This is a genomic window from Corynebacterium sp. zg254, assembly GCF_024701495.1.
GTDB classification, from domain to species: Bacteria; Actinomycetota; Actinomycetes; order Mycobacteriales; family Mycobacteriaceae; genus Corynebacterium; species Corynebacterium zhongnanshanii.
In genome coordinates, this window is the sequence record NZ_WIAR01000004.1 from 66,098 (window position 1) to 90,895 (window position 24,798).

General features: G+C 62.7%; 20 protein-coding genes. 9 read left to right on the plus strand and 11 right to left on the minus strand.

Annotated elements, in window-relative coordinates:
• Positions 1–4 precede the first annotated feature (4 nt).
• Positions 5–1,531 (minus strand): CCA tRNA nucleotidyltransferase, encoded by a 1,527-nt coding sequence (locus GC425_RS09180; protein WP_257823259.1) that lies wholly within the window; start codon positions 1,529–1,531, stop codon positions 5–7.
• Between the two features lie 46 nt (positions 1,532–1,577).
• Here GC425_RS09180 and GC425_RS09185 point away from each other — a divergent pair, with 46 nt between their 5' ends.
• From GC425_RS09185 to GC425_RS09215, 7 genes are all read left to right on the plus strand, one after another.
• Positions 1,578–2,564 (plus strand): NUDIX hydrolase, encoded by a 987-nt coding sequence (locus GC425_RS09185; protein ID WP_257823260.1) that lies wholly within the window; start codon positions 1,578–1,580, stop codon positions 2,562–2,564.
• A gap of 9 nt (positions 2,565–2,573) precedes the next feature.
• Positions 2,574–5,285 carry a hypothetical protein gene (locus GC425_RS09190; protein WP_151844815.1) on the plus strand — a complete coding sequence of 904 codons (2,712 nt, stop codon included), beginning with the start codon at positions 2,574–2,576 and terminating at the stop codon, positions 5,283–5,285.
• A 24-nt stretch (positions 5,286–5,309) separates the two neighbouring features.
• A complete protein-coding gene (locus GC425_RS09195; RefSeq protein ID WP_231699799.1) occupies positions 5,310–8,903 on the plus strand; it encodes a murein biosynthesis integral membrane protein MurJ in 3,594 nt (1,197 codons plus the stop codon).
• A 183-nt stretch (positions 8,904–9,086) separates the two neighbouring features.
• The gene (locus tag GC425_RS09200; protein WP_151844816.1) at positions 9,087–9,782 is read left to right on the plus strand and encodes an RNA polymerase sigma factor; all 696 of its coding nucleotides are present in this window, start codon (positions 9,087–9,089) and stop codon (positions 9,780–9,782) included.
• Between the two features lie 60 nt (positions 9,783–9,842).
• A complete protein-coding gene (gene trxB / locus GC425_RS09205; RefSeq protein WP_151844817.1) occupies positions 9,843–10,778 on the plus strand; it encodes a thioredoxin-disulfide reductase in 936 nt (311 codons plus the stop codon).
• 47 nt (positions 10,779–10,825) lie between these two features.
• Positions 10,826–11,149 carry a thioredoxin gene (trxA, locus tag GC425_RS09210; RefSeq protein WP_151844818.1) on the plus strand — a complete coding sequence of 108 codons (324 nt, stop codon included), beginning with the start codon at positions 10,826–10,828 and terminating at the stop codon, positions 11,147–11,149.
• A 149-nt stretch (positions 11,150–11,298) separates the two neighbouring features.
• On the plus strand, positions 11,299–12,483 hold the full coding sequence (locus GC425_RS09215) for an N-acetylmuramoyl-L-alanine amidase (RefSeq protein WP_151844819.1): 1,185 nt from the start codon (positions 11,299–11,301) through the stop codon (positions 12,481–12,483).
• Positions 12,484–12,553: 70 nt separating this feature from the next.
• Here GC425_RS09215 and GC425_RS09220 read toward each other — a convergent pair whose 3' ends face one another.
• From GC425_RS09220 to rpmH, 10 genes are all read right to left on the minus strand, one after another.
• Positions 12,554–13,786: a class I SAM-dependent methyltransferase gene (locus GC425_RS09220; RefSeq protein ID WP_151844820.1), complete on the minus strand. Its 1,233-nt coding sequence runs from the start codon at positions 13,784–13,786 to the stop codon at positions 12,554–12,556.
• Between the two features lie 10 nt (positions 13,787–13,796).
• Positions 13,797–14,687 carry a hypothetical protein gene (locus tag GC425_RS09225; protein ID WP_257823261.1) on the minus strand — a complete coding sequence of 297 codons (891 nt, stop codon included), beginning with the start codon at positions 14,685–14,687 and terminating at the stop codon, positions 13,797–13,799.
• 316 nt (positions 14,688–15,003) lie between these two features.
• Entirely contained in the window at positions 15,004–15,585 is a 582-nt protein-coding gene (locus GC425_RS09230; RefSeq protein ID WP_151844821.1) for a nitroreductase family protein, read from the minus strand.
• Between the two features lie 29 nt (positions 15,586–15,614).
• Positions 15,615–16,841 carry a ParB/RepB/Spo0J family partition protein gene (locus tag GC425_RS09235; protein ID WP_231699800.1) on the minus strand — a complete coding sequence of 409 codons (1,227 nt, stop codon included), beginning with the start codon at positions 16,839–16,841 and terminating at the stop codon, positions 15,615–15,617.
• Between the two features lie 3 nt (positions 16,842–16,844).
• The gene (locus tag GC425_RS09240; RefSeq protein WP_192930435.1) at positions 16,845–17,783 is read right to left on the minus strand and encodes a ParA family protein; all 939 of its coding nucleotides are present in this window, start codon (positions 17,781–17,783) and stop codon (positions 16,845–16,847) included.
• A gap of 183 nt (positions 17,784–17,966) precedes the next feature.
• Positions 17,967–18,605 (minus strand): 16S rRNA (guanine(527)-N(7))-methyltransferase RsmG, encoded by a 639-nt coding sequence (gene rsmG, locus GC425_RS09245; RefSeq protein ID WP_151844822.1) that lies wholly within the window; start codon positions 18,603–18,605, stop codon positions 17,967–17,969.
• 92 nt (positions 18,606–18,697) lie between these two features.
• Positions 18,698–19,663: a membrane protein insertase YidC gene (gene yidC, locus GC425_RS09250; protein ID WP_192930436.1), complete on the minus strand. Its 966-nt coding sequence runs from the start codon at positions 19,661–19,663 to the stop codon at positions 18,698–18,700.
• Positions 19,664–19,699: 36 nt separating this feature from the next.
• Positions 19,700–20,020 carry a membrane protein insertion efficiency factor YidD gene (gene yidD, locus GC425_RS09255; protein ID WP_151844823.1) on the minus strand — a complete coding sequence of 107 codons (321 nt, stop codon included), beginning with the start codon at positions 20,018–20,020 and terminating at the stop codon, positions 19,700–19,702.
• Positions 19,989–20,339 (minus strand): ribonuclease P protein component, encoded by a 351-nt coding sequence (rnpA, locus tag GC425_RS09260; protein WP_151844824.1) that lies wholly within the window; start codon positions 20,337–20,339, stop codon positions 19,989–19,991. Before rnpA ends, yidD begins: the two co-directional genes overlap by 32 nt.
• A gap of 135 nt (positions 20,340–20,474) precedes the next feature.
• Positions 20,475–20,618, minus strand: coding sequence for a 50S ribosomal protein L34 (rpmH, locus tag GC425_RS09265; protein WP_013889512.1), 144 nt, complete (start codon positions 20,616–20,618; stop codon positions 20,475–20,477).
• A gap of 491 nt (positions 20,619–21,109) precedes the next feature.
• Here rpmH and dnaA point away from each other — a divergent pair, with 491 nt between their 5' ends.
• The gene (dnaA, locus tag GC425_RS09270) at positions 21,110–22,876 is read left to right on the plus strand and encodes a chromosomal replication initiator protein DnaA (protein WP_151844825.1); all 1,767 of its coding nucleotides are present in this window, start codon (positions 21,110–21,112) and stop codon (positions 22,874–22,876) included.
• Between the two features lie 717 nt (positions 22,877–23,593).
• A complete protein-coding gene (dnaN, locus tag GC425_RS09275) occupies positions 23,594–24,778 on the plus strand; it encodes a DNA polymerase III subunit beta (protein WP_151844826.1) in 1,185 nt (394 codons plus the stop codon).
• The last annotated feature ends 20 nt before the right edge of the window (positions 24,779–24,798 follow it).

Genomic DNA, 24,798 nt, shown 5'->3' on the forward strand with positions numbered 1-24,798 from the left:
CACCCTAGCCCGCGCGTTCTGCCCACCACGCGCGTAGTTCGGCTTCTGCGTCCTCTTCGCTCATGGGCCCGCGATCCAAAGCAAGTTCCTTCAGGAACGCCCAGGCTTGTCCGACCTCCGGCCCTGGTGTCAGGTCCAGGATTTTCATGATCGCGTTGCCGTCGAGCGCGGGGCGCACGGCGGCAAGGTTTTCCTTTTCTTGGAGTTCGGCGATTCGTTGTTCCAGCCCATCATAGGTGCGCTGCAGGCGCCGCGCTTTGCGCTCGTTGCGTGTGGTGCAGTCAGCTCGGACTAGGAGGTGGAGTTTCGGGAGCAGCGCGCCGGCGTCGTTGACGTAGCGGCGTACGGCGGAATCGGTCCATTCGGAGTTGCCGGCCTGCCCGTAGCCGTGGAATCGCATATGCAAGAAAACCAGTTGGGAGATGTCGCTGGTGAGCTGCCGAGAGTACTTCAGTTTCTGCAGGCGTTTGCGCGTCATTTTCGCGCCGACCACTTCGTGTTGGTGGAAGGTCACGCCGCCCTTGTCGGTAATTTTCCGTGTGGCTGGTTTGCCGCAGTCGTGCATGAGCGCGGCGAAGCGCAGTTCCAGATCAGGCTCCCAGCCGTTCTTTTTCTCCTGCTCAACGGCGTTTTCCAGCACGCGGAGGCTGTGCCAATACACGTCCTTGTGGTGGAAGTGTTCGTCTTGGGTCATCTTCAGCGCGGGCAGTTCCGGCAGGACGATGTCCGCCAGTCCGGTCTCCGTCATGAGCTCGAGCCCCTGGGCCGGCCGGTCGCCCAGTAGCGTTTTGTTGAGCTCCACGGCCACGCGTTCCGCGGTGATCCGGGACAGTTGTTCGTGCATAGTATGCATGGCCGTGCGGACGCGCGGGGCGACGTCGAAGCCGAGTTGCGCGACGAATCGGCAGGCGCGGAGCATGCGCAGCGGGTCGTCGTTGAAGGAGATCTGTGGGGTGGTGGGTGTGTCCAGGATCCCGGCGCGCAGGTCGTCGAGCCCATGGAGTGGGTCGTGGATCTGGTGTTCGCCGTCTGGCCGCAGCTCCACGGCGATGGCGTTGCAGCGGAAGTCACGCCGGATCAGGTCGCCGTCGAGGTCATCGCCGAACTGCACGGTGGGGTTGCGCGATTCGCCGTCGTAGGTGTCTGCGCGGAAGGTGGTGATTTCCAGCATTGCGCCATTAACCAGGGCGGATACCGTGCCGAAGTCGATGCCGGTGTCCCAGATCGTTTCCGCGTGGGGCTCCAGGATGTCGATGATCTGCTGCGGTCGGGCGTCCGTGGTGAAGTCGAGGTCGTGGGACAGGCGGCCCAGCAGGGCGTCACGCACACTGCCGCCGACGAGATACAGGCCGTGCCCGGCCTCCGCGAAGGCCGCGGCGAGGGGGAGGAGGTTGTGGTCTTGGTTTCGCAGGGCGACCCATGCGCGGGAGAGCTGTTCGGCGGGCGTGGCCGGCCGGTCCGCTGTCGGCTGGGTTGGCGTGGGTTGTGCCGGGTGCCGCGTGGGTTCTTGGGTATCCTGCGTTTGTTTCACATGGCGATTCTACCCGCATGTGGGTTGATCGACTATCCTTTATGGAATGAATGATAACGAGCGCTCACGGGGTGGCCAGTCGGGCCGCCAGGGTCGTCGCTCGTCGGTTGGTGCGTCTGGTCGTCATGATGATCGACGCCGAAAGCCCACTCGCCAACGCTCCCCCCACAAGGATGGGGCGTCCGATAGTGGCGGTTCTGGTGGCGACTCGCGTGGTCAGAAGCGCGGCACTAAGAACGCTAACACCAATAAAAACAACAGCCGCAATAGCGGCACTCACAACACCCGCAATACTAAGCGCAGCAGCAATAACGACAATACCAACAACAAAAGCAGCACTAATAGGAGCAGCAACAACCGGAACAACAAAAACAGCACGAACCGAACCGGAAACAATAAGAACGGAAATAACCGAAACAGCAACAGAAGCAACAATCACAACAGAAACAAAAACGGCAACAACAACCACGGCCGTCGTTCCCAAAACTCCCAGAGCCACCAGGATCCTCTCTATACTTCACACTCTGACCTGCCCGTTTCTGTAGAAACTTCCGCCGGCGGCCTGGTCCTCTCCGGACTCGCCGAGGCCGTCCAACCGGACGGATCCGTGGATCTATCCACGGTGTATGTTGCGTTGATCGGCCGCCTGGATCGCCGCGGCCGCCTGCTGTGGAGTATGCCGAAGGGCCACATTGAGCCAAATGAGTCCACCTATGTCACCGCCGAGCGTGAGGTATGGGAAGAAACGGGCGTGGAGGGCACCGTCTTGTCCGAATTAGGCACCATTGATTATTGGTTTGTCTCCGAGGGCATTCGCATTCACAAAACCGTTCACCACCATTTGTTGCGTTTTGTGGACGGCGAGCTCAACGATGAGGACCCGGAGGTCACGGAGGTGCAGTGGCTGCCCGTGAATCAGTTGGTGGAGCGGCTGGCGTACGCGGATGAGCGCCGCCTGGCCCGCAACGCGTTCGATCAGTTGCCGGAGCTCGCCCGCGCGGAGGCTCGGGCCGGCCGGGTCACGCCACGCTAGGGGAGTGCCATGGTGCTGTTTCCTTCTCCGTCGCCGTCTCTACACCGACGCCCACCTCTCGCCCCCACAGCCCGCACCCCCCTGCGGGCGTTGAGTGCGGCGGCGCTGGCGGCGTCGTTGATCGTGGCGGTTCCGACGGCAACGGTTGTGCCTGCTCAAGCCATGTACGACCCGCATGTGCAGGAGAACGCGGGCGTGTGGGCGAACCCGAATGGGCGGTCGACGGATCCGCAGCAGCAGGTGTCCGTGGCGATTGAGGACGTGCAGCCGCGGCTGGTGACGGCGGGGGACCGGAGCGTGGAGTTTAGTCTGCGGGTGCAGAATCATCGCGATACGCCGGTGGGGAATGTGTCTCTGCGGCTGCAGTCGTTGCCGGCGGTGCAGACGGCGGCGGGGGTGCGGCGTGCGTTGCTGTCGAATTCGGGGGAGTATCCGGAAGTCTCGGCGCCGTCGGATGTGGATGGTGTGGATTTTTTGGGGCCGGGGGAGCAGAAGACCATTCGGGTGCGCGTGTCCCGGGGGGCGGCGGGTGGTCCAGGCGCTGACACTGCCGGCAGTACTAGCGGCTCTGGCACGAGCGCTGGCTCCGACACAGCCGGCTCCGACAGCGCCCCCGACGTGACCTTCACCCTCCCACAGTTGAAGGACGAAGGCCCGCATCCGATCATGTTTGCGCTGATGGGGGACACTCTTCAGGGCACGCAGGACATTGTGTCCGTGGCGCGAACCACGGTCACGGTCACAGCACCGCCCAAGGAGGATCAGGCCCCCGCGCCGATGACTCTCGTGTGGCCGCTGTCCGCCGATACGGACGTCGCTCCCGGCGGAATGGGCGACGCCCCAGAACGCGCGCCGTTGGTCTTGCGCTCGGAGAACCTCGCGAAGGAGTTGGCCGACGGGGGTCGCCTGCGGGGCCTTCTGGACGCGTACCGGTCGGCGGGGGAGGGGCCGCAGGGGCGTGCGCTTCGGGCGTCGAGTTGCATTGCGGTGGACCCGGATCTGGTGGACACGGTGGAGCGGATGACCCACGGGTATCGGGTGGGGGAGCAGGATACGTTGATGAAGTCGCAGCCGCGGCGGCTGCGTGATTCCTGGGGCGAGATTTTCGGCACGGACGCCCCGAACCAGGTGGAGGGCACCGGCGTGGAGGATGCGCAGGTGTGGCTGGAGGACCTGCGCGCGCTGGTGAAGGACGCGTGCGTGGTGGTGCTGCCGTACGCCGGCACGGATTCGAATCTGCTGGCGGAGGGCGCGCCGGATCTGGCGCAGCGTGCCCGCGAGCTGGGCGTGGACGTGGTGCGTCGCGTGCTGGGCGTGGAGCCTGTGGAGGCCGTGAACATTCCCACGAATGGTTACGTGACGGAGAAGGGAATGGCGGCCGTGGCGGGGCAGACTGCCGTGGTGGCGTCCAACTCCATCACCGTGACGCAGGAGGCGCAGCTGCCGGAGCCGGATGACGCTGATGCCGATACCAACGACGCCGCCAGCGATGATGCCACTGACGCCGGTCAGGCGGCTGACGCTGATCCCGAGTGGGCGCGACGGCTCACGACCGTGGAGGCGCCGGCGGGGGCCGGTGGCGCTGGCGCTGCCGGCGCGGGCTTCACCGCGTTGCCCTTCTCCGATGATCTCGCGGCGGTGCTGCGCTCCACCGGCTCCCGCCCGGAGGTCGCGGGCTTCTCCAACCCGGACTTGCGCTACGACCCCACCAAGGATTCCCCCGCCGCGCGCATGGGTGATGCGCTGGCGGTGCTGGACCGGGAAGTGGCCTCCGGCAATCCTGTGTTGGCGGTTCCGCCGCATGATTGGTCGGTGTCCCAGGAGGACGCCGGCGCGTTCCTGGATGCGCTAACCAGCATGTTTGCTGAGCACCGGATCACTCCGGCGCCGCTGACGGACGCCGTCGCTGTGAGCGCCGGTGCCAGCGGCGCGCCTGCCGGCCCCGCACCCGCTCCCGAGCACCCCGCACGCCCCGAGCTCGCCAAGGGCACCACCTCCAGCCCCTTCGAGGACCCGGTCACCACGGCTCCCGAGTTCCTGGAGTCTCTGGCCCACGCCAAGGACGAGGTCATGAACCTGCGCAATGTCATGGTCAACGACGAACGCATCGCGCTGACCCGCGAGGTCTACACGCGTCCTCTCCTTCTGGACCTGCTGCGCGCGGCCTCCTCGGCCCGGGCGAATAACCAGGATTCCTGGGCGCACGAACGCAAGGTCGCGCACGAGCGCATCTCCACCGTCACGGACACCGCCCAGGCGTTGCGCTCCACGATTGCGCTGGTGCCTCCCGGCAATGTGATTACCCGCTCGTCGAATGGTTCGCCGATTCTCATCGTGGCCCGCAACGGCCTTCCGCTTCCCGTGCCGGTGAACGTGGGCTATCACACGGACGAGGGCCTGAACCTGCAGGTGCCAACGCAGCAGGTGATCCCAGCGGAAGGCTCGATCACGCTGTCGCTGCCCACCACCGAGGACTCGGATTCCGTGCGCCGCACCAACCTCTCCCTGTGGTTGGCGGACCCCAATGGCCAGCCGATCTCCGAGCCGGTGAGCCTCACGGTGCAGAAGACCCGCGGCCTGGGCGTGCAGGGCGTCCTCATCGTGATGGGCCTGTTGGTGGCCCTAGGCGTGGGGGCGAAAGTGCTGTGGTCGCGGCGTACCGCCAGCCGGCCCAGAATGCGCTCCATGCGAAAAGTTAAGAGCGGGCTGCAAAGAAACTGACCTATGAGACTCTAGTATGGTGATGTGACTTTCGAGCCAGAGCAGGATGACCCCCATACTGAATCAGCGCCAGCGGGCCTCCGCGGCCGTTTCCGAGACACGCGCCCTCCGGTGGTGTCGCGCTCGGAGGCGTCTGCGGAGCCGTCCGCGGGGCCATCGGGTTCCACCGCCGCCGAGTCCGGGGTGGGCCGTGATGGGTCGCGCCCGGCGTCGGGGGGATTTATCGCCGAAAAAAATCCCGACGCCAGCTCGCGTGACCACAGCGCGGGCGACGTAGCGAACGCGCAAAAGGCCAGCGATGAGGACGTGGTGCGCGCGGGTGGTTCGATGGCTATCGCCACCTTGATCTCCCGCATCACCGGCTTCCTGCGGACCGTGCTGATCGGTTCGGCGCTGGGGCCGGCGGTGGCGTCCGCGTTTAATACGGCGAATACGCTGCCGAACCTCATCACGGAACTGGTACTAGGGGCGGTACTAACATCACTGGTGGTACCAGTGTTGGTGCGCGCGGAGAAGGAGGACCCGGATAGGGGAGCGGCGTTCATCCGGCGCCTGCTGACCATCACCTTCACGCTCACGATCAGCATCACCCTCATCTCTGTGCTGGCGGCTCCGCTGCTGGTCAGGCTCAGTTTGGACGAGACCGGCCATGTGAACATCGGCATGTCCACCGCCTTTGCCTACCTGCTGTTGCCGCAGATCGTGTTCTACGCCATGTTCGCGGTGTTCATGGCGGTGCTGAACACCAAGGGCATTTTCAAACCCGGCGCGTGGGCGCCCGTGGTCAACAATGTGGTCACGCTGGCGGTGCTGAGTTTCTATCTGCTGCTGCCGCAGGAGACGAAGCTGCAGCCGCAGGATAGTGTGACGATCCTGGATCCGCATGTCCTGCTGCTGGGCCTGGGCACCACGGTGGGTGTGGTGGTGCAGGCGCTGATTATGGTGCCGTACCTGAAGAAGGCGGGGATCGATGTACGCCCGCTGTGGGGTATCGACGCCCGGCTGAAGTCCTTCGGCGGCATGGCGATTGCCATCGTGGTGTACGTGGCGATTTCCCAGGTGGGCTTCCTGTTGAATAACCGCATTGCCTCTGCAGCGTCTGCGGAAGCGCCGACGATTTACATGCAGGCCTGGCAGCTGCTGCAGGTGCCGTACGGCGTGATTGGTGTGACGCTGTTGACCGCGGTGATGCCGCGCTTGTCCCGCAACGCCGCCGATGGCGACGACAAGGCCGTGGTGAAGGACCTGGCCAGCGCCTCCAAGCTGACGATGCTGGCCTTGGTGCCGGTCATCATCTACTTCACGGCCTTCGGCACGGTCATCGCGCGGGCGCTGTTTGCCTATGGTGATTACGACGCGAACACCGCCGATATTCTGGGCTGGACCATCAGCTTCTCCGCCTTCACCTTGATCCCGTACGCGCTGGTGCTGCTGCACCTGCGCGTGTTCTACGCCCGCGAAGAGGTGTGGACGCCCACGTTCATCATCGCGGGCATCACCATCACCAAGCTAGTGCTGGCGTACGCGGCGCCACTCATTGCGTCCGAGCCTCGGCTTGTGGTGGTTCTGCTGGGTGCCGCGAACGGCTTCGGCTTCGTGGCCGGTGTGATCATCGGCGACCGTCTGCTGCGCCGCTCCCTGGGGCACCTGCAGTCCCGTTCGGTGTTGGTGACCAGCCTCTGGGCGGCGGGTGCCGCCGTGGTGGGCGCGTTCGTGGCCTACCAGCTGGACCGCCTGGTGATGGACATCCTGCCGGTGGTGCTGCGCCTGCTGCTCAGCGGTGTGGTGTTCCTTATCATGACCGGGCTGGTGCTGTCCCGCTCCAAGCTTCCCGAGGTTCAGCTTCTGGGCCGCACGCTGTCCCGGTTCCTGCCCGCGCGCTTCCGGCCCGCACACCTGCGCAGTACGCCTGAGCAGGAGGATGAGGAGCGCGAGCTATCTCCAGAGGAGTTCGCTGCCCGCGAGACCGCCGCTCTGGACCGCATGATGGGCGGCCAGTCCATGGGTGCCGGCGCGATGCTGCCACCGATGAACACCACCGCGATCCGGGGACCCCGTCTGGTGCCCGGCGCGCCACTGCTGAACGGCCGCTACCGCCTACTGGCGGATCACGGCGGCACACCAGCCGCGCGCTTCTGGCAGGCCACGGAGATGGCCACCGGCAAGACCGTGGCGCTGACCATCATGGACCCCACCGTGTGGGCGGATACGGCCAAGGCCAAGGACGACATTCTGCGCCGCTCCGCGAAGCTCAAGGAGTTGAAGTCCAAGGGCATGGCCACGGTCACGCGCGTGATCGACAACGGAAACGTTGTGGTGATTGTGGCGAAGTGGACGGAAGGCTCGCCGCTGGCGACGGTGGCGAAGACTGCGCCGGAGCCGCAGGCCGCGTCCCGCGCCGTCGCAACGCTGGCGGATGCCTGCCATCAGGCCGACGAACTAGGCATTGCCCTGGGCATCGACCACCGCGACCGCCTGCGCCTGTCCCTGGACGGAGCCGCATACGTTGCCTTCCCCGGCGTGCTGCCGAACACCACGCTGAAGCAGGATTCCAAGGGCATCGCCACGGCGCTGCGCGTGCTCATGGACCAGGTGGCCGCGGAGGACATCCCTCAGGAGCTGCACGATATTTACCAGGAACTGGAAGAGCTGAACGCCTCCCAGGAGGAGGTGGACTTCCAGGTCGCTGCCACGCACCTGCGGGAGATCGCCGGCGACACGGACGCCCCAGAGATTTCCGTCAGCGCGGACCACACGCCGTCGCCGAACCACCGTGCCGGCTTCGGCGCGGCGGCGAACGCGCCGGGCCGCTTTGCCAGTGCCGCGATTTCCGCGTTCGTGATTGTTGTGGTCGCGGCGTCTGTGGTGGTGGCTTTGCTGGGCTTCGTGGGTGGCAACCGCGAGGATTCGCCGATCACCCCGGATTCGATCCGCCAGGGTGCCCAGAGCGTGGCGGGCTCCACGGAGCCCGCCAGCGTGACCTTGAGCAACGCCCGCGAATGGCGCCCTGATACCGCCCGCGGTACTGCCGATAATCCGGAGCGCGCCCCCCTCATCATCGACGGCGACAGCGCCACCCGCTGGCAGTCCGATTCCTACCTGCAGCCGCTGGGACCCAGCGGCGCGAAGAACGGCATTGGCCTGATGGTGGATCTTCCGAAGGACACCTCCCTCACGGAAGCCACGCTGGCTGGCCTCACGCCGGGCATGCGCGTGGAGATCCGTGTGGCCGACGGGGACGTCACCTCCCTCGATCAGACCACGCTGTTGGCCACCCAGGACGTCACCGCCGAGGAGCACACGATCAGCCTGCCGGCATCCCGGGCCGACGATGCGGCCGGCGTGGACGGTCGAGACGGTGCAGCTGCCTCCGACGCAGCACGCACCCCAGGTACTTCTACAAATGGATCCACTCACACCACGGACTCCCAGCCTTCCGGGGGCGAACGCGGCGCCCGGGCCGAGGGAGAGTCCCCGAAGGCCAACCGCGTGATCTTGTGGATAACTAAGCTCCCTGACCCACAGGGCCAAGCAAGCATCGGCGAATTGTCCCTGGTCGGACGCTATCCCGGCGCGGCAAAACACAGCACCCCCACCCCCACAGCACCCGCCAATTAGCGCCCGCGAAGCCCGTCCCCCTGTCCTTCCAGCCTCCAGTTATCCACAGGCTGAGAAAGACAGGGGGACATTTATGTACGCCTCCGCTAGGGTTAAAAGCACAGCGATCGGGGGATCGCCACCAGCCGCCACACGAGGTGGTGGATACCAATACTGACAACCTTTGGGGGAGGGGAAAGACCCATGACCATCGCACTGCACAGGGCAATGATGGCGCCGATGAACCACGACGCTTGGCGTCGGGATGAAGAAAGATTGAGCATCGCACTCGACGACGTAGAACTACTACGTCGGCACCTCGACGGCCATCCATGGGCGTTCACGGCGCTGGTGCGCAGGTATCACCGGCAACTGTGGTGGGCGATCCACAGCAGCTGCGTACCCGCCGACCACCACATGGATGTCCTGCAAGAAGGCCTGCTGCGCATCCACCGCTTCGCGCGGAAGTTCCGAGGCCTGACGGCGGAGAGCACCTCCACGGTCGGCACGTGGATGGTCGCCATCATGCGCAACGCCTGCCACACCTTCCTGCGGGCACAGACGCGCCACGCGCCCAACCTGCCTCTCGAAGACAGCATCCTGCGCGTGGAGCATCGGGGTGGGGCTACGCCTCGGGCGACGATGCACCTCGCCGCGGATTCAGACAATGCGTTAGAGCGCGCAGTCATTCGGATGGATGTTCACCGCGCGCTCAAGCAAATGAGCCCGGAGCTGCGCGACGTGCTCATCAACACCAGCCTCAGGGGGATGAGCGTGGACGAGTACGCCCGGCGCGAAGGCATCCCCGTCGGGACGGTGAAATCGCGGCGCAGTCGAGCAAAAAAGCAGCTCGAGCGGCTGCTGAACCCTCAGGAATACTCTGTGGCCTCCGCTGGTTAGACTAAGGGAAGAATCAATACAGGAACAACACAAGGACCACCTGAGAGGACTGTCTTCCACATGTCGGACAACCCAACCATCCACGACGTCATCATCGTCGGTTCCGGACCAGCAGGCTACACCGCAGCCGTGTACGCAGCCCGCGCGGAACTGAAGCCACTCGTCTTCGAAGGCATCGAATACGGAGGACTGCTCATGCAAACCACCGAAGTGGAAAACTTCCCCGGATTCCGCGACGGCATCATGGGCCCCAACCTGATGGAAGAGATGCGGGCCCAGGCGGAGCGCTTCGGCGCAGACCTGCGCAGCGAAGACATCGAGAAGATGGACCTGTCCGGCGACATTAAGAAGGTGTGGGCCTACGGTGAGGAATACCAGGCACGCGCAGTGATCCTCGCCACCGGTGCGGAGCCTCGCTACCTTGGTGTTCCCGGTGAGCAAGAGATGTTGGGCCGCGGTGTGTCCGCCTGCGCCACCTGCGATGGCTTCTTCTTTAAGGACAAGAAGATCGCCGTGATCGGTGGCGGAGACTCCGCCATGGAGGAGGCGGACTTCCTCACCAAGTTCGGCGAGAGCGTCACGATCATCCACCGCCGCGAGGAGTTCCGCGCCTCCAAGATCATGCTGGAGCGCGCGAAGGACAACCCGAAGATCTCCTTCATCACCAACGCCAAGGTGGTTGAGGTGCTCGGCGACGGTGCCGTGCAGCGCCTGAAGCTGGAGGACACCGTGACCGGCGAGCAGCGTGAGGTGGAGATGGATGCGATGTTCGTGGCCATCGGTCACGATCCTCGCACCTCCGTCTTCGACGGCCAGGTGGACCTGCAGGACAACGGCTACGTGAAGGTTGACGAGCCGTCCACGCGCACCAATGTTCCTGGCGTGTTTGCCGCCGGCGACCTGGTGGATTCCCACTACCAGCAGGCCATCACCGCCGCGGGCTCCGGGTGCCGCGCAGCCCTGGACGCTGAGCACTACCTGGCGTCGCTGGGCTAAGCGCCGAGCATCTCGTACTCAGCAAGAAAGCTAGTGAAGGAACTCACATGTCCAATATTGTGAAAGTCACCCAGGAAACCTTCCGCACAGAGGTTGTGGAATCCGATCAGCCCGTGCTGGTGGACTTCTGGGCCGAGTGGTGTGGACCGTGCAAGCGCATGGACCCTGTGCTGGAGGAGCTCGCCACGGATCTGGACGGCACCGCCAAGGTCGCGAAGGTGAACGTAGACGAGCAGCGCATGTTGGCCGCCATGTTCCAGGTGATGTCCATTCCGGCGTTGATGGTCTTCAAGGACGGCAAGAAGGTCGCCGAGTTCAAGGGCGTGAAGTCCAAGGAAGAGCTGAAGGAAAAGCTGGAGGAGCTGGCGTAGCCTCAGGCCTCTGTGAACGCGTTTGTGCAGCTCTCGGCGCGTTTATGAACATCTGTCCCGTCTATGGGTAAAGTGGTTAGAGCACGGTCCCTGTGAATGCAGTGTGACCTCTTTGTTCCTGTAGTCCTTGATACGAAAGTGGTGCCTAAGTGGATCGACTTGTTCTCCAAGTCGGCGACCGTAGCCCGCGTGTCGCGGAGGTTCGTGCAACCTTGGCCCGTCTTGGACTTCTGGACGGTTTTTCCGGTGAGGTCTCCGGGTCTAACCAACGGTGGTCTCCCGAGGATGAATTTTTTGACGACGCCCTAGCGCACGCCCTTCGGGCCTTCCAACAACAACGCGGCATCATTGCCGACGGCATGATCACCAATGGAACGCTGCGTGCCCTGCGGGAGGCGTCCTACACCTTGGGCGCCCGCGTGCTGTCCTTGAACACCAACCAGCTGGTGGGCGACGATGTCACCCAGCTTCAAACGCAGCTTCATGATCTGGGTTTCTACACCTCCCGGGTGGATGGCCACTTCGGCACCAGCACCCACAATGCGGTGGTTGCCTATCAGACGGATTATGCCCTGAAGGCCGATGGGGTAGTGGGCCCGGACACTCTCCGTGCGCTGTCCTACCTGGGGCGTCGCATCACCGGCGGCTCCCCGCAGTCCATTCGTGAGAAGGAACAGATCCGCTCGTCCGGCCCTCAGCTGTCCGGTAAGCGCGTTGTGATTGACCCGGCGTTGGGTGGCTCAAACACGGGCTACACTGCCCAGGGCCCCTTCGGTCAGGTCACCGAGGAGGAAATCCTGTGGGATCTCGCCGGCCGCATCGAGGGCCGCATGATTGCCGCAGGCATGGAGACCATCATTTCCCGGCCCCGCTCCGCGGATCCGTCCTCTCAGGACAGGGCGAATATCGCCAACGCGTTCGGTGCGGACTTGTTGATCTCCCTCAAGGCCGACATCTATCCGAACGAGAAAGCGCACGGCGTGGCGTCCTTCTACTTCGGTTCACTCAATGGTTATTCCTCCCTGGTGGGCGAGCGGCTCAGCGGTTTCATCCAGCGCGAGATCTGCGCCCGAACCCCGCTTCAAAACTGCTTTAACCATGGCCGCACCTGGGATATTTTGCGCTTGACGGGCATGCCTGCCGTGCAGGTGGTGCCTGGTTATATGACAAACCCGGGGGACCTGAACGTCCTCACGGATCCCGCGATGCGCGACAAGATCGCCGAGGCCATCGTGGTTTCCGTGAAGCGCCTCTACCTCATGGACAAGGACGTCCACGCCACCGGCACGTTCAACTTCGCGGACATTCTGAAGGCCGAGGGCACCCACAAGTAGCGGCTAGTGCAGGCCTACGCCAGTGCGCACACTGCTAACTCCCGCGCGCCAGCGGCCCCTGAGCGGGCAGCTAGCGCGTCGCCTCCAGCACAGTGAACGTAGCGTCCCGGCTCACTTGAATCACCGTACCGAAACGCTGTTCCACCACGGGCCGGTAGCGCAGGTGCGCATTGTGCACGAACAGCAGCGTCCCACCGGGCCTGAGCAGCCGCGCGCTCGCATCCAGCAGCGGCTGCACCAGGGTGGGGTCGATGCGGGTGCCTTCATGAAACGGCGGGTTGAGCAGCACCAGGTCTTGAGTCTCGGCCTCCAGCGCGCCCGCTGCGTCGTCCCACGTGACCGTCACCGCGCTGTTGCCCTCCATCGCCCCCGACGCCGACAGCACCGCATCCAGATCCACATCCGTCGCCGCGATCCTCATCCCCGTGTGACCCGACGCCAGCATCGCCGCCGTCACAGTCCCATTTCCACATCCAAGATCCACGATATTCAGGTGACTGCGCCCGGCACCGCTTGCGCCGTTGCCATCACTGGTGCTGCTGCCGTTGCCGGTGCCACTCCCGCTTCCATCGCGGATAGTGCCTGCGCGTTCGAGCCACTGCAGTGCAGCTGCCGCCAGAGCCTGGCCTCCACGGTCTGGCTTCGCCCCTGAGAACACTCCGCCGTGGCCATGCAGCGTTGCCCCGCAGTACCGCTGCGTTGCAGGCTCGTAGGCCTGGACTCCATCTTTCGGAACCGTTGCCTCCAGGCAACGGTTCTTACCTTTGCCTCGCAAGCCATGCACCACGGAGAAGAAACGCTCCATCACCGCGTTCATGGACTTAGTCATGTGTTTGTTGACACCGCCCAGAATGAGGCGGGGCACGCCGTGGCGTGCGCAGCCGGTGGCCCATTCCTCCAGCGCGCTTAGGGCCTTCGGCAGGCGGCCGATCGCCAGGACCGGCTGTTGTTTCACGTGGGTGGCTAAGAACTCTTCCAGGCTCCCCGGGGCGCCGTCCAGGCCCGCGATCGTCACGGGCACGTCAGCGCTCTGCGCCTCATTGTTCTGCGCCTCAGCGCTCTGCGCCTCAGCGAGCCGTTCCACCGCCCGAGCCTCCCTCAGATCGCGGCAGCGGACCAGCACGGCCCCGCTGCCCCAGGCTTTTACGCGCTCCATCGCCCAGGCCGTCAGGCTGCCCGTGTGATCGTCCAGCACGATGATGGTGCCGGCTGGGGGGTCGGAGGCTTTGGCGTCGCGGATAATAAGACGATCGAGGGCGTCACTGGCAGGGGTAGCAGCGGAAGCGGCTGGGGAGGGGGACATGGCCTACAGTCTAGCGGCGGAAGAGTCGATCATCGCCAAGGCGCAGGAAGGTGGGCTGCGGCGTGCGGTGCGCGCGGCCACCCATGACGGTACCAAGGGCCTCGCGGCCGGTCAGATGCTCGTGGTCATCCGCCTCCACGCGGCCGAATAGTCCGGCACCCGCATCGATCTCCTTGCGGTATCGGGGGAACCGCGGATGCGCCTTCACCACAGTGAAGCCCTGCTCCTCCAGGATGTCCTCGGACAGCATCGGCGCGTGCTCCAGCTGCGTGCTGGTCTTCTCATTCGCCGCGGACTCCTGCGGCGGCTCCCAGCCCCCGTATGCCTCCGCGAAGAACGTCGGCGTTGCTGTCTCCTGCTGCGTACCCACATGCGTATCGACGCCGCCTGCGGCGGGGTCTGTGCCGGCCTTCTCCCCGGCGTTCATCAACTCCTCGACCAGGGAATGGTCAAGGTCCTCTGCGCGCGCGAATGCTTCGACAGCTTTCACGCCGCGGCGTTTGGCTTCCTCCAGGACGGTGTCGATCAGGCGATGCTCGAGGTAGAGCCCCATGTACGGCAGAGCCACGTACACGTTGGTGATGAGGATCGCATCGGGGGACACCGGAGCGGTGGGCAAGGCTCCGCTGCCTGGGAGGTAGTTGCACGGCGCAAACACCACAGTCGCGGCCGGGAGGGGAGTGGATCCTTCGTCTCCGGTGGAGACGAAGGCTGTGTAGGCACACGTGCCCCATTCCATGAGGACGCGTTGGATCCACAATTCTTTTTCAAATTGTGGATCCTCAATGCTGTCACAGATGTTGGCGTCACTATGGGGAATCTGCCAAAACATGCTCGACAGCGCCGTGGACTCAATGTCCCGCGCCGTGTCATAGCGGATACCGCGGATGCTGAGTTCCATCCCACCTCCCTTCCGGACTGAAGCGTCAACCGTGTGGCGCCGTCACGTGCGTTCTGGCGCCACTGGTTGCCACTGCGGTTCTCTTCTTGTGCTCGCGGGCTGCTGCGTATGCGTCTGCGCCCATAGTATCCCTGCGGGACGCCCATGGGTGCAGGATTGAACTTTTTCGAATGTTTCACGTGAAACATTGGGCGCCGGCAACGCTAGCGTCCCCGCCGCAGTCAGCCAGCGGCCATACACCATCGCCCGCTAAATAGCCGGATCCGAGCAGCCGGACCCATGCGGCCGGAGCCGAAGAGTCGGCAATGCCGCCGGCTTAGTAGCGATCGTTCACTCGACGATTCGCCGCGCGGCCCGGGTGAGCAGGCTCCTCAGCTGGGTAACCAGCAGCAATAACCAACGCGATCGAACGGTCGTCCCGGTCACCGATTCCGACGGCCTCTTTGACTCCCTGCTCATCCCAGCCAGTGGTGGGGGAGGTCGCCACGCCTTCGTTCTGAGCGGCGATCATGAGGAACGCAGCTGCCAGAGACGCATCCTTCAGGCCAGCCTCGCGCAGGAACTGTGGGGTCTTGTCCTTCAAGTAACCGGCAACAAATTCAGCTCTGTCGGCGCCGAGAATCTCGTTGGCGTCCTCTGGGAGCTTCTCGGAGCGTCCGACGAAAACGAACACCACGGGAGCATCCAGGAACTGCTGCTGCTTGCCCGCGTCATAGATAGCCTGTTTCACTTCCTGATCGCGAACGACTACGATATCCCGAAGCTGGGAGTTGAAAGCGCTCGGCGCCTCCAGCGCAAGGTTCACAATACGGTCAAGAACTTCATCGGAGATAGACTCCGACGAGAACTTGCGGACCGCCCTGCGATCGTTGATGACCTGATCGACGGTGTTCGCCATAGATTATTCTCCTATAGTCTGGGGATTCATTAGTTATTCTTCGAATAATTGATAAGCTCAATTATTCTTTCGAAGTCCTCGGGGCCTCCGAACTCTACAACAATCTTGCCTTTTTTCTTGCCCATCTGCACGCTCACCTTGGTGTCCAGCGCATCGCCGAAGTCATCCGCCCACTGCCGAACATCAGCCGGAAGCTGCCGCGTGGTGGCCTTCCGCTTCGGCGTGGCCTGCTCGCCCCCTGTACGGTTCAACGCCGTCACTGCCTCTTCGGTCGCACGAACAGACAGACCCTCGGCCACGATACGCAACGCCAACCGTTCCTGAGCATCCGCCCCGACCTTCACCCCCAGCAGCGCACGCGCGTGACCAGCGGAAAGCACGCCTGCTGCGACCCGGCGCTGGACCGCCACCGGCAGCTGCAGCAATCGGATCATGTTGGTAATGAGGGGACGGGAGCGTCCGATGCGCTCGGCAAGCTGCGCTTGGGTCACGCCGAACTCTTCCAATAGCTGCTGGTAAGCAGCGGCCTCTTCCAGGGGGTTCAGCTGTGCGCGGTGGATGTTCTCCAGCAGGGCGTCACGCAGCATCGCGGAGTCATCGGTTTCGCGCACGATGGCGGGGATAACATCCAGGCCCGCTTCCTTGGACGCACGGAAGCGACGCTCACCCATGATGAGTTCAAAGTCCGTCGAACCATCGGGGGAGTAGCGCACCACGATCGGCTGCATCACACCGAACTCACGAATGGAGTGTACCAGCTCGGCGAGCGCCTCCTCGTCGAAGTTGCTGCGCGGCTGTTTGGCGTTCGGGCGGATGGAGGCCAACGGTAACTCTTGGTACGTGGCGCCGAACTCGTTGGTTGCCCCGGCAGCGCCGGCACCCTCGTCAGCACCCGTAGCTCCTCCCTTCCCGGACGCTGTCGCCGACACCTTCGCGTCCTGCATTCCACCACGCGCTCCATCGGACACCCGAGAACGGGAATTCTCACCCTTCTCAGCTCCGCGCGCCCCACCCTTGTCCGCAGCACCTGCTTTGTCACTGTTACGTTTCGAAGCGCCCCGGGCGGAATCAGATGAACCACCGCCTGTAGCCCCCGACGGCCCCAAAATAATGTCGGCCGCACCGTGACCCAACCGAGGCTTCTGATCGCCGGTAGGAATCAGAGACGCCAGTCCGCGCCCCAATCCACCACGCTTGGCCTCTGACCCTATCGTGCCACCCATGTTCGGCATGGCTGGTTTTTTGGACGTGGCCATGTGTTAGATCATCTCCTTGTGTAGTTCCGGTGCAATGCCGATTGGGGCAGTGGATTCTGTTGGCAGGTAGTCGCCGCGCTGTGCGAACTCCACGGCGGCGTCGAAGTAGGCGAGCGCTCCCGGCGACCCGCTATCGTATTGCAGCACGGTCTGCCCGTAGCCCGGTGCCTCGGACACCTTGACGGACCGAGGGATATGGTTGTCCAGGACCACGGAACCGAAGTGGTTACGCACCTCGTCGGACACCTGCTCGGACAGCTTCGTGCGACCGTCATACATCGTCAACAGCACGCCAGAGATGTGCAGTTCCGGATTCAGGTTCTGCCGGATCATCGTGATGTTGTTCAGCAGCTGACCCACACCCTCCAGCGCGTAGTACTCACATTGGATCGGCAGCATCACTTCATTCACTGCGGTCATCGCGTTGATGGTCAGCAGCCCCAGCGATGGGGGACAGTCGATGAAGATGTAGTCGAACCCGTATTCGTCGATGAACTCCTCGTTCAAAGCCTCGACCAGCCGGTACTCACGGAGCTCCATAGAGACCAGCTCAATTTCGGCTCCCGCGAGATCGATCGTCGCCGGAATGCAGTACACATTCTGGTTGACCTCGTTCTGCTGGATCGCGTCGGCAGCCGTGATCTCACCGATGAGCACTTCGTAGCTGGACGGAGTGCCCATGCGGTGCTCTGCGCCCAGGGCAGTGGAGGCGTTGCCCTGCGGATCCAGGTCGATCACCAGCACCTTCTGGCCGTGCAGCCCCAGCGCCCACGCCAGATTCACCGTAGACGTGGTCTTACCCACGCCGCCCTTCTGATTGGCGATGGTGATTGTGCGGCATCGCTCCGGCCGCTCGAGCTTCAGCCGCGACGTATTCTGCAGCTTCGCCGCCTGTCGCGCCGCGCGCGCGATGGGCGTATCGTCCCACTCCATCTCAGCCATCTCCGTCCTTGTCATGCTCGTCGTGCGTGTGTTCAACGCCGTATTTCGTCCTTTAATATCCGACGCCCAGCGTTCCGTTATCCCAGCCAATGTTTCACGTGAAACATCGCGGTGTGAAGAGAACTCTATTCTATGTTCTAGCCCCTACAACCGCGAGACTACGTGAAAAGACGTTCGAGTGAATTACTTGATCCGCGGAACCACGACCACATGGGTGCTCTCCGCGAGAGTCTTCGCGCCCACTTCCAGGACCCTAGGCTGTCCGCCGCCGGCCTTTTTGATGATCGAGGCATCTCGTTCAATTTCGTCTGCAACACTCGAACCCTTCAGCGCCCTCATGTCGCCGTCCTTCTTCACCAGAGGCAAAGACCACTGAACAAGCTTGCCCAGAGGTGCGACAGCGCGAGAGGTGACAATGTCCGCACCGCCCAGCTGAGCAATGGTGTCCTTGTCTTCGGCGCGGCCGCGGATGACTTCCGAATTATCCAACTCAAGCTCAGTGACGACTTCGTTCAGGAACGTCGTCCTGCGGAGCAGGGGCTCCAACAGTTGCACCGTCAGGTCGGGACGTGCAATGGCCAGCGGGATACCCGGAAGACCGGCTCCCGATCCAACGTCAATGACACGGAGGCCGGCGTCGATTGCCTCGGAGAGGACGGCGGAATTGAGGATGTGACGGTCCCAGATCCGCGGTACTTCCCGCGGGCCGATCAAGCCGCGTTCGGTAGCGACAGTCTCCAACAGTTCAGCGTATCGGACCGCAAGCGGGAGCCGATCCCCGAAAATCTGTGCGGCTGCATCTGGATGTTTCACGTGAAACATTCTAGTGCCGGTTGGCGCTCATTCCTAACGCGAAAAAGAAAACCGCCCCGATGCTCGCGGTGAGCGTCGGGGCGGGGGGAGTAGGGGCGAGGCTACTTCTTCTTTTTCTTCTTCGGGTTGTTCGGGCGAACACCAACCTGAGGAGCGGAGGTGCGCTTTGCAGCGGCCTTAGCCTCGCGCTCTTCAGCCTCCTCGCGATCCATCTTGTCGAACAGCAGTTTCTGCTGCACGAAGGTCCACGTGTTATTAGCCAGCATGTAGGTTGCCAGGCCCACCTGCCACATGAAGCCACCCAACAGGTACAGGACAGGCATGACCCACAGCATCATCTTCTGCATCATGTCCATCTGCATCTGCATCTGGGCGGATTGAGGGGTCTTGTTGGGGTTAGCAGCCTGACGAGCCTTCTGGCGATCCAGAGACATGCGCGCGGAGAAGTGCATCAGCACAGCGGAGATCAGCATCATCGGAACGATCAGAAGGATGATGTTGGTGCGGGTGAAGTCCACGGAGCCATCGGCCGCGAAGGCGCCGTAGTTTTCCTCGGCCATGGAGATGTACGCAGACAGTGGCGTCCCGAACAGGCGGGCGTCCAGGAAGGACTGCACATCTTGAACGGAGAACACGTAGTTACCGGTGTTACGCGTCTCCTCGATGGTCATGCCCAGCTGACCGGTACCGGTGCCGGTGCGGTTGAAGGAGCGCAGCACGTGGAACAGACCAATGAAGATAGGGAACTGAACCAGCATCGGGAGGCAGGAGGCCAGAGGGTTCACGCCCATGTCCTTCTGCAGCTTGCGCATCTCCAGAGCCAGAGTCTGGCGATCGTTTTTGTACTTAGCTTGGAGCGCCTGCATCTTCGGCTGGAACTCGGCCATCTTGCGGGCCGAGCGCATCTGATTGGCCATAGGCTTCACCAAGAGGATACGGATGGTGAACACCAGGAAGATGATGGACAGCGCCCACGCTACGCCGGACGCTGGGTCAAGAACAAGGCTCCATACCTTGTGCCAGAACCACAGCACCGCGGAGATGGGGTAATAAACAAAATTCAGCACGGGTGACGGTGCCTCCTAGTTGTAATCAATAGTGAATTAATGCCGTTGTGTGCGGCGAGGAGGAACGGGGTCCCAACCGCCCGGATGCCACGGCCCACAACGAGCCAAGCGCTTGACCGTCAGCACAGCTCCTCTGAGAAACCCGTGACGGGTGAACGCCGTCAGGGCGTAGTTGCTGCACGTCGGATCAAAACGACACGTCGAACCCATCTTAAGGCCTGACAAGTGCTCTTGGTAAAAAAGGATCAACCGGCGCGCCGCAGGAGCGCCGTCGCCGTCGATGGCGGTGTGCTCAGCGTAGGCATCGCGCGGCTCACCGGAGCGGTTACAAGCTCCGCCGGATGCAGCTGTGCACATCTGCCTTAATCTCCTGATACGTCGCGTTCCCACTGGCGGGGAGGGCGCGAAGAACGATGTGGGCGCCCGTAGGAATATCCAAGGAGCGGAGGGCCTCTGCGCTGGCGTGGCGCAGCAGGCGGGACGTGTGGTGACGAGCCACCGCATTTCCCACAGCCTTGGACACGATGAGGCCCACGCGCGGGCCCCCCACGGACGCGACGCTCGTTTTATCCACGAGGGTGTACGCCACCACAGTGGCCGAGCCCTTTTTGCGACCCTTCTTCACGGTCCGGCCGAACGCCGCGGTGGAGCGAAGCCGGTGTTGTGGAGGGAGCATGTTCAATCCTTAGAGTGACGGGCACAAAGTGACAGACGCGAAGTGACAGGTGTGGGATGAACACGCATCACATACGCCAAATCCCCCGCATCGCCCTCCAGTGCGGAGGGCGACAGCGGGGGAGTACCAACTACCTTAAGCAGTCAGGGACTTACGGCCCTTACGACGACGTGCAGAAACGATTGCACGGCCAGCGCGAGTGCGCATACGGGTACGGAAGCCGTGTACGCGAGCACGGCGACGGTTATTTGGCTGGAAAGTACGCTTGCCCTTAGCCACGGTACTTCACTCCTTTTTCCGACGATGATGGACAATTCAGCGGGCCGATCTCACAAACGCTGGATAGTGACTATCCGCGAGGCCCGCGCGCAATCCGATGCAGGGTGTGCACAGGAATTGCAATCGACCGCTCAATGATACGCCCGCACACCCCCGATGACCAAATCTGTCCAGCGGGCAGAATCCTGTGTGGTGATCTGCGGTTCCTGTGCAGTGTCCTGCACAATTTCCCCACGAGCTGTGCAAAACCTCACGCCTCCTGTGGATAACTTTTCTACCCCCGAACCCTAAACCCTTACTTTAGGTTTAATCTTCGCAGGTCAAAGGCGTTTACCAGCGGTTTTAGAGTTATCCACAGGAAGGCTGTATTTTGGGTGTATCTTGTGGAAAACAGTTATCCACAGCTGTGCACAACTCTGGGGAAACGCAGGATAACCCGAAAAACTGCCTGTGTACTATCCCGTGTACAACCCCTGAAAAGAAAGAGCGCCATGTCCAACGACCAGCATGCTGACCTGAACCAGCACTTCCCAAGCATCTGGACTGCCATCGTTCAGGAGTGGACCAATGCTCCCCACGATGGCTCTACCAGCGGATATCCCAAGCTCTCGGCCAAACAGCGCGGCCTCATCCGGCAAATTAAGGCGCTGGCACTTGTCAACACCGTGGCGGTGTTCACTGCCCCTACTCGGTGGGCCAAAGAAGAAATCGAACGCACTTTGGCCCCCCAGATTCGGGACGTCCTGGACCAAAAACTCGGGATGCACGTCATCATGGCGATCTCCGAAGAAGAGGTAGGAAGCGCCGACGCCCACGGCACCGAGCACGACAGCGCGGACACAAACACTGATCACACCGAGCACAGCACACACAGCGCTTCCGCACAGCACCAGCACCAGCGCGAAGAGGACGACTACAGCGGACAAGGACGCACCCCGTCCTCACAGAACGCGCAGGAAGCCGGCGCAACCTCCGCCTCGCAGGGGGAGGGCGCTGGTAGGCGGCAGGCCGGCGTCGGAGAAAAAAATCACAACGGACCCTCCGACGACCCGCAACTATTCGGCCTCCCTAGCCTCGCCAGTGATGAATCGCCGCGGGGCGAGCAGCAGGCATTGGATTGGTCTGCCCTGCCCAAAAACCAAGAACGAGCAGGTCACAAGCCCGCAGCGCCGAAACCCAGCACGCCCGTGTTCGGTGAAGACGGCCAGCAGATTAAGAAGAATCCCAACTATCCACGGCTCAACGCGGACTACACTTTCGAGCGCTTCGTGGTGGGATCCTCCAACCAATTCGCCGCAGCCGCCTGCCGCTCCGTCGCTGAGCAACCCGCCAAGGGATTCAACCCGCTGTTCCTCTGGGGCGAATCGGGACTGGGCAAAACGCACCTGCTGCACGCCATCGCGCACTACGCGCTGGAGCTGCGGCCCGAGATGCGGGTGATGTACACCTCCACCGAGGAGCTCACCAATGACTTCATCAACAGCATCGCCAACGACACTCGCGAGGCCTTCAAGCGCCGCTACCGCAGCCTCGACATGCTGATCGTGGACGACATCCAATTCCTGGAAGGCAAAGAGTCCACCCAGGAGGAGTTCTTCCACACCTTCAACGCACTGCACCAAGCTGGTAAGCAGATTGTGTTGAGCTCCGACCGTCCGCCCATGCGCCTCACCACGCTGGAAGATCGCCTGCGCACACGCTTCGAAGGCGGGCTGATTACCGACGTGACCAGCCCAGACCTGGAAACACGCATGGCCATCCTTACTAACAAAGCCAAGCACGAAAAGATGATGCTTCCCGAAGACGTGAAGATCATGATCGCGGAGCGCTACGATCGCTCCATCCGTGCGCTGGAAGGAGCGCTGACGCGCGTCATCGCCTACTGCTCCCTGGAAAACCAGGAGATGAGCGTGGCCAACGCGAAAATTGCACTTCAGGACATCCTGCCGGACGAGGTAGAGGTGAATCCGCAGGTGGTGATTGAGGCCGTGGCCGAGTACTTTGACCTGACCTTGGAAGAGCTGACGGGGAAGGGGCGCTCGAAGCACCTGGTGTACGCCCGCCAGATCGCGATGTACCTCTGCCGCGAATTGACGGAGCTGTCCCTGCCAAAGCTGGGAGCGTCCTTCGGCGGACGCGACCACACCACGGTGATGTACGCCGAGCGCCGCATCAGGGAATCCATCACGGAGGACAAGAAGACCTTCGATCAGGTGCAGGAGTTGCTGACGCGAGTGAAGTCTCGGGCGCGGGCGTAGGCGGGGAGGCCGGACGCACGCGCGCCGCCGCGCGCCGCCGCGCGGCGCCGCGGTCCGCACATCATTATCGAACACACACTCGCATAACCCCTGTTCGAGGCCACACCGTGCCCCGCACACCCCAACTTTTCCACAGTTATCCACAATTATGCACACTTATCCACAGGCAAACTGTGGATAAGTCACACGGTGATGACCTGAGTGTTTACCCACCTATCCACAGTTATCCACAATTCCACAGGGTTTTCCACAGGTGTAATTACAATCTTGTAATTTAACTGTGGGGTGAACATCGATCGAATATCACTCGAACACCGCCCTCCACAGGCCGATACGTGCATAACAGAAATGTAATTCACCGTCCGATCTGTGGATAACTACCCCTCAGATGCGCACTGTCTTGTGCCTATCCTGTGGATAATTGCCCACCCCACTGAGTTATCCACAGGGGCCCCAAGTTATCCACAGGCAAGTGCACCGTGTTTCTACAAGCGCCCGCCCCGGCTACACTGCACAAACAAGGGTTTCCCACAGATTCCACACCGCCTACTGAAACTACTGGTTCTATAAATCTCCTTAAACAACAGAAAGAGGTGTGTGGAATAATGGCGGGGTAACACGTGCATCACGCGACCGAGTCACAGACGGACACAGGTCCACCGAACGCACGACGCACGCAAGAGAAGCACCATCACATCAAGGGAGTAGACCAGTTACATGGAGCCCAACGACGTTAAGTTCATCGTTCCTAAAGATGACTTGGCATCCGCTTTAAGCTGGATCGCCCGATCCCTGCCGGCGAAGCCAACTCAACCCGTCTTGAAGGGCATCTTCATCGAGGCCAGCGATGAGGGCTTGGAGCTGTCCGGCTTTGACCGGGAGACCTCCAACAAGATTCGCATCAATGCCCAGGTGGATGTCCCTGGCCGCATCCTGGTGGCCGGTAAGTTGGCCGCAGATATTGTGGGATCGTTGCCCGATAAGCCGATCACCATGGAGTACAACAGCACAAAGGTGCTGGTCACCTCCGGTAACTCCCGCTTCGAGCTGCCCGCCATGACCATCGAGGACTACCCGGTGCTGCCGGAAATCCCACGCGTCACCGGCACGATCGACCCACACCTGTTCAGCGAGGTGGTGGGCCAGGTTGCCATCGCCGCCGGCAAAGATGACACGCTTCCGATGCTGACGGGTGTGCACCTGGAGATCGACGGCGAGCAGGTAGTCGCCGCTGCTACGGACCGTTATCGCTTGGCGCTCAGGACCTTCACCTGGAACCCTGCTGATGCCTCCGCGCAGGCCGAGTTGTTGATCCCTGCCAAGACGTTGAGCGACGCCGCACGCTCGCTGGACCCTCACTACACCGACCCGATCGAAATCGCAGCGGGCTCGGGTGAGGACATTGGCCAGGACGGCCTGCTGGGCATTTCCACGGACACGCGCCGAACCACCACGCGCTTGCTGGATGCGAAGTTCCCCCAGGTCCGCCCTCTGCTGCCGACCACACACAAGTCCATCGCCACGGTGGAGTCCGGCCCACTGTTGGAAGCCATTCGCCGCGTGGCGCTGATGTCCGATCGAAACTCCCAGATCAAGATGGATTTCGACGCCGACAAGGTGGTCTTGTCCGCCGGTGGTGGCGAAGTCGGTACCGCCACGGAAACCCTCCCCTGCGCGTTTGCTGGCGAGCCGCTGTCCATCGCGTTTAACCCCACGTACTTGCGTGATGGGTTGAGCGTGATGTCCACGCCGCGTGTGTTCTTCGGATTCACGCTGCCGTCGCGCCCTGCCATCATGGTTCCCGAGCCAGCGGAGCTTCCGCAGGCGGATGAGGAAGGCAACTTCGCGACCCCGGACACGGACTTCACCTTCCTGCTGATGCCCGTCCGCCTTCCGGGTTAAGGCGCGGCTGTGATCCTTGT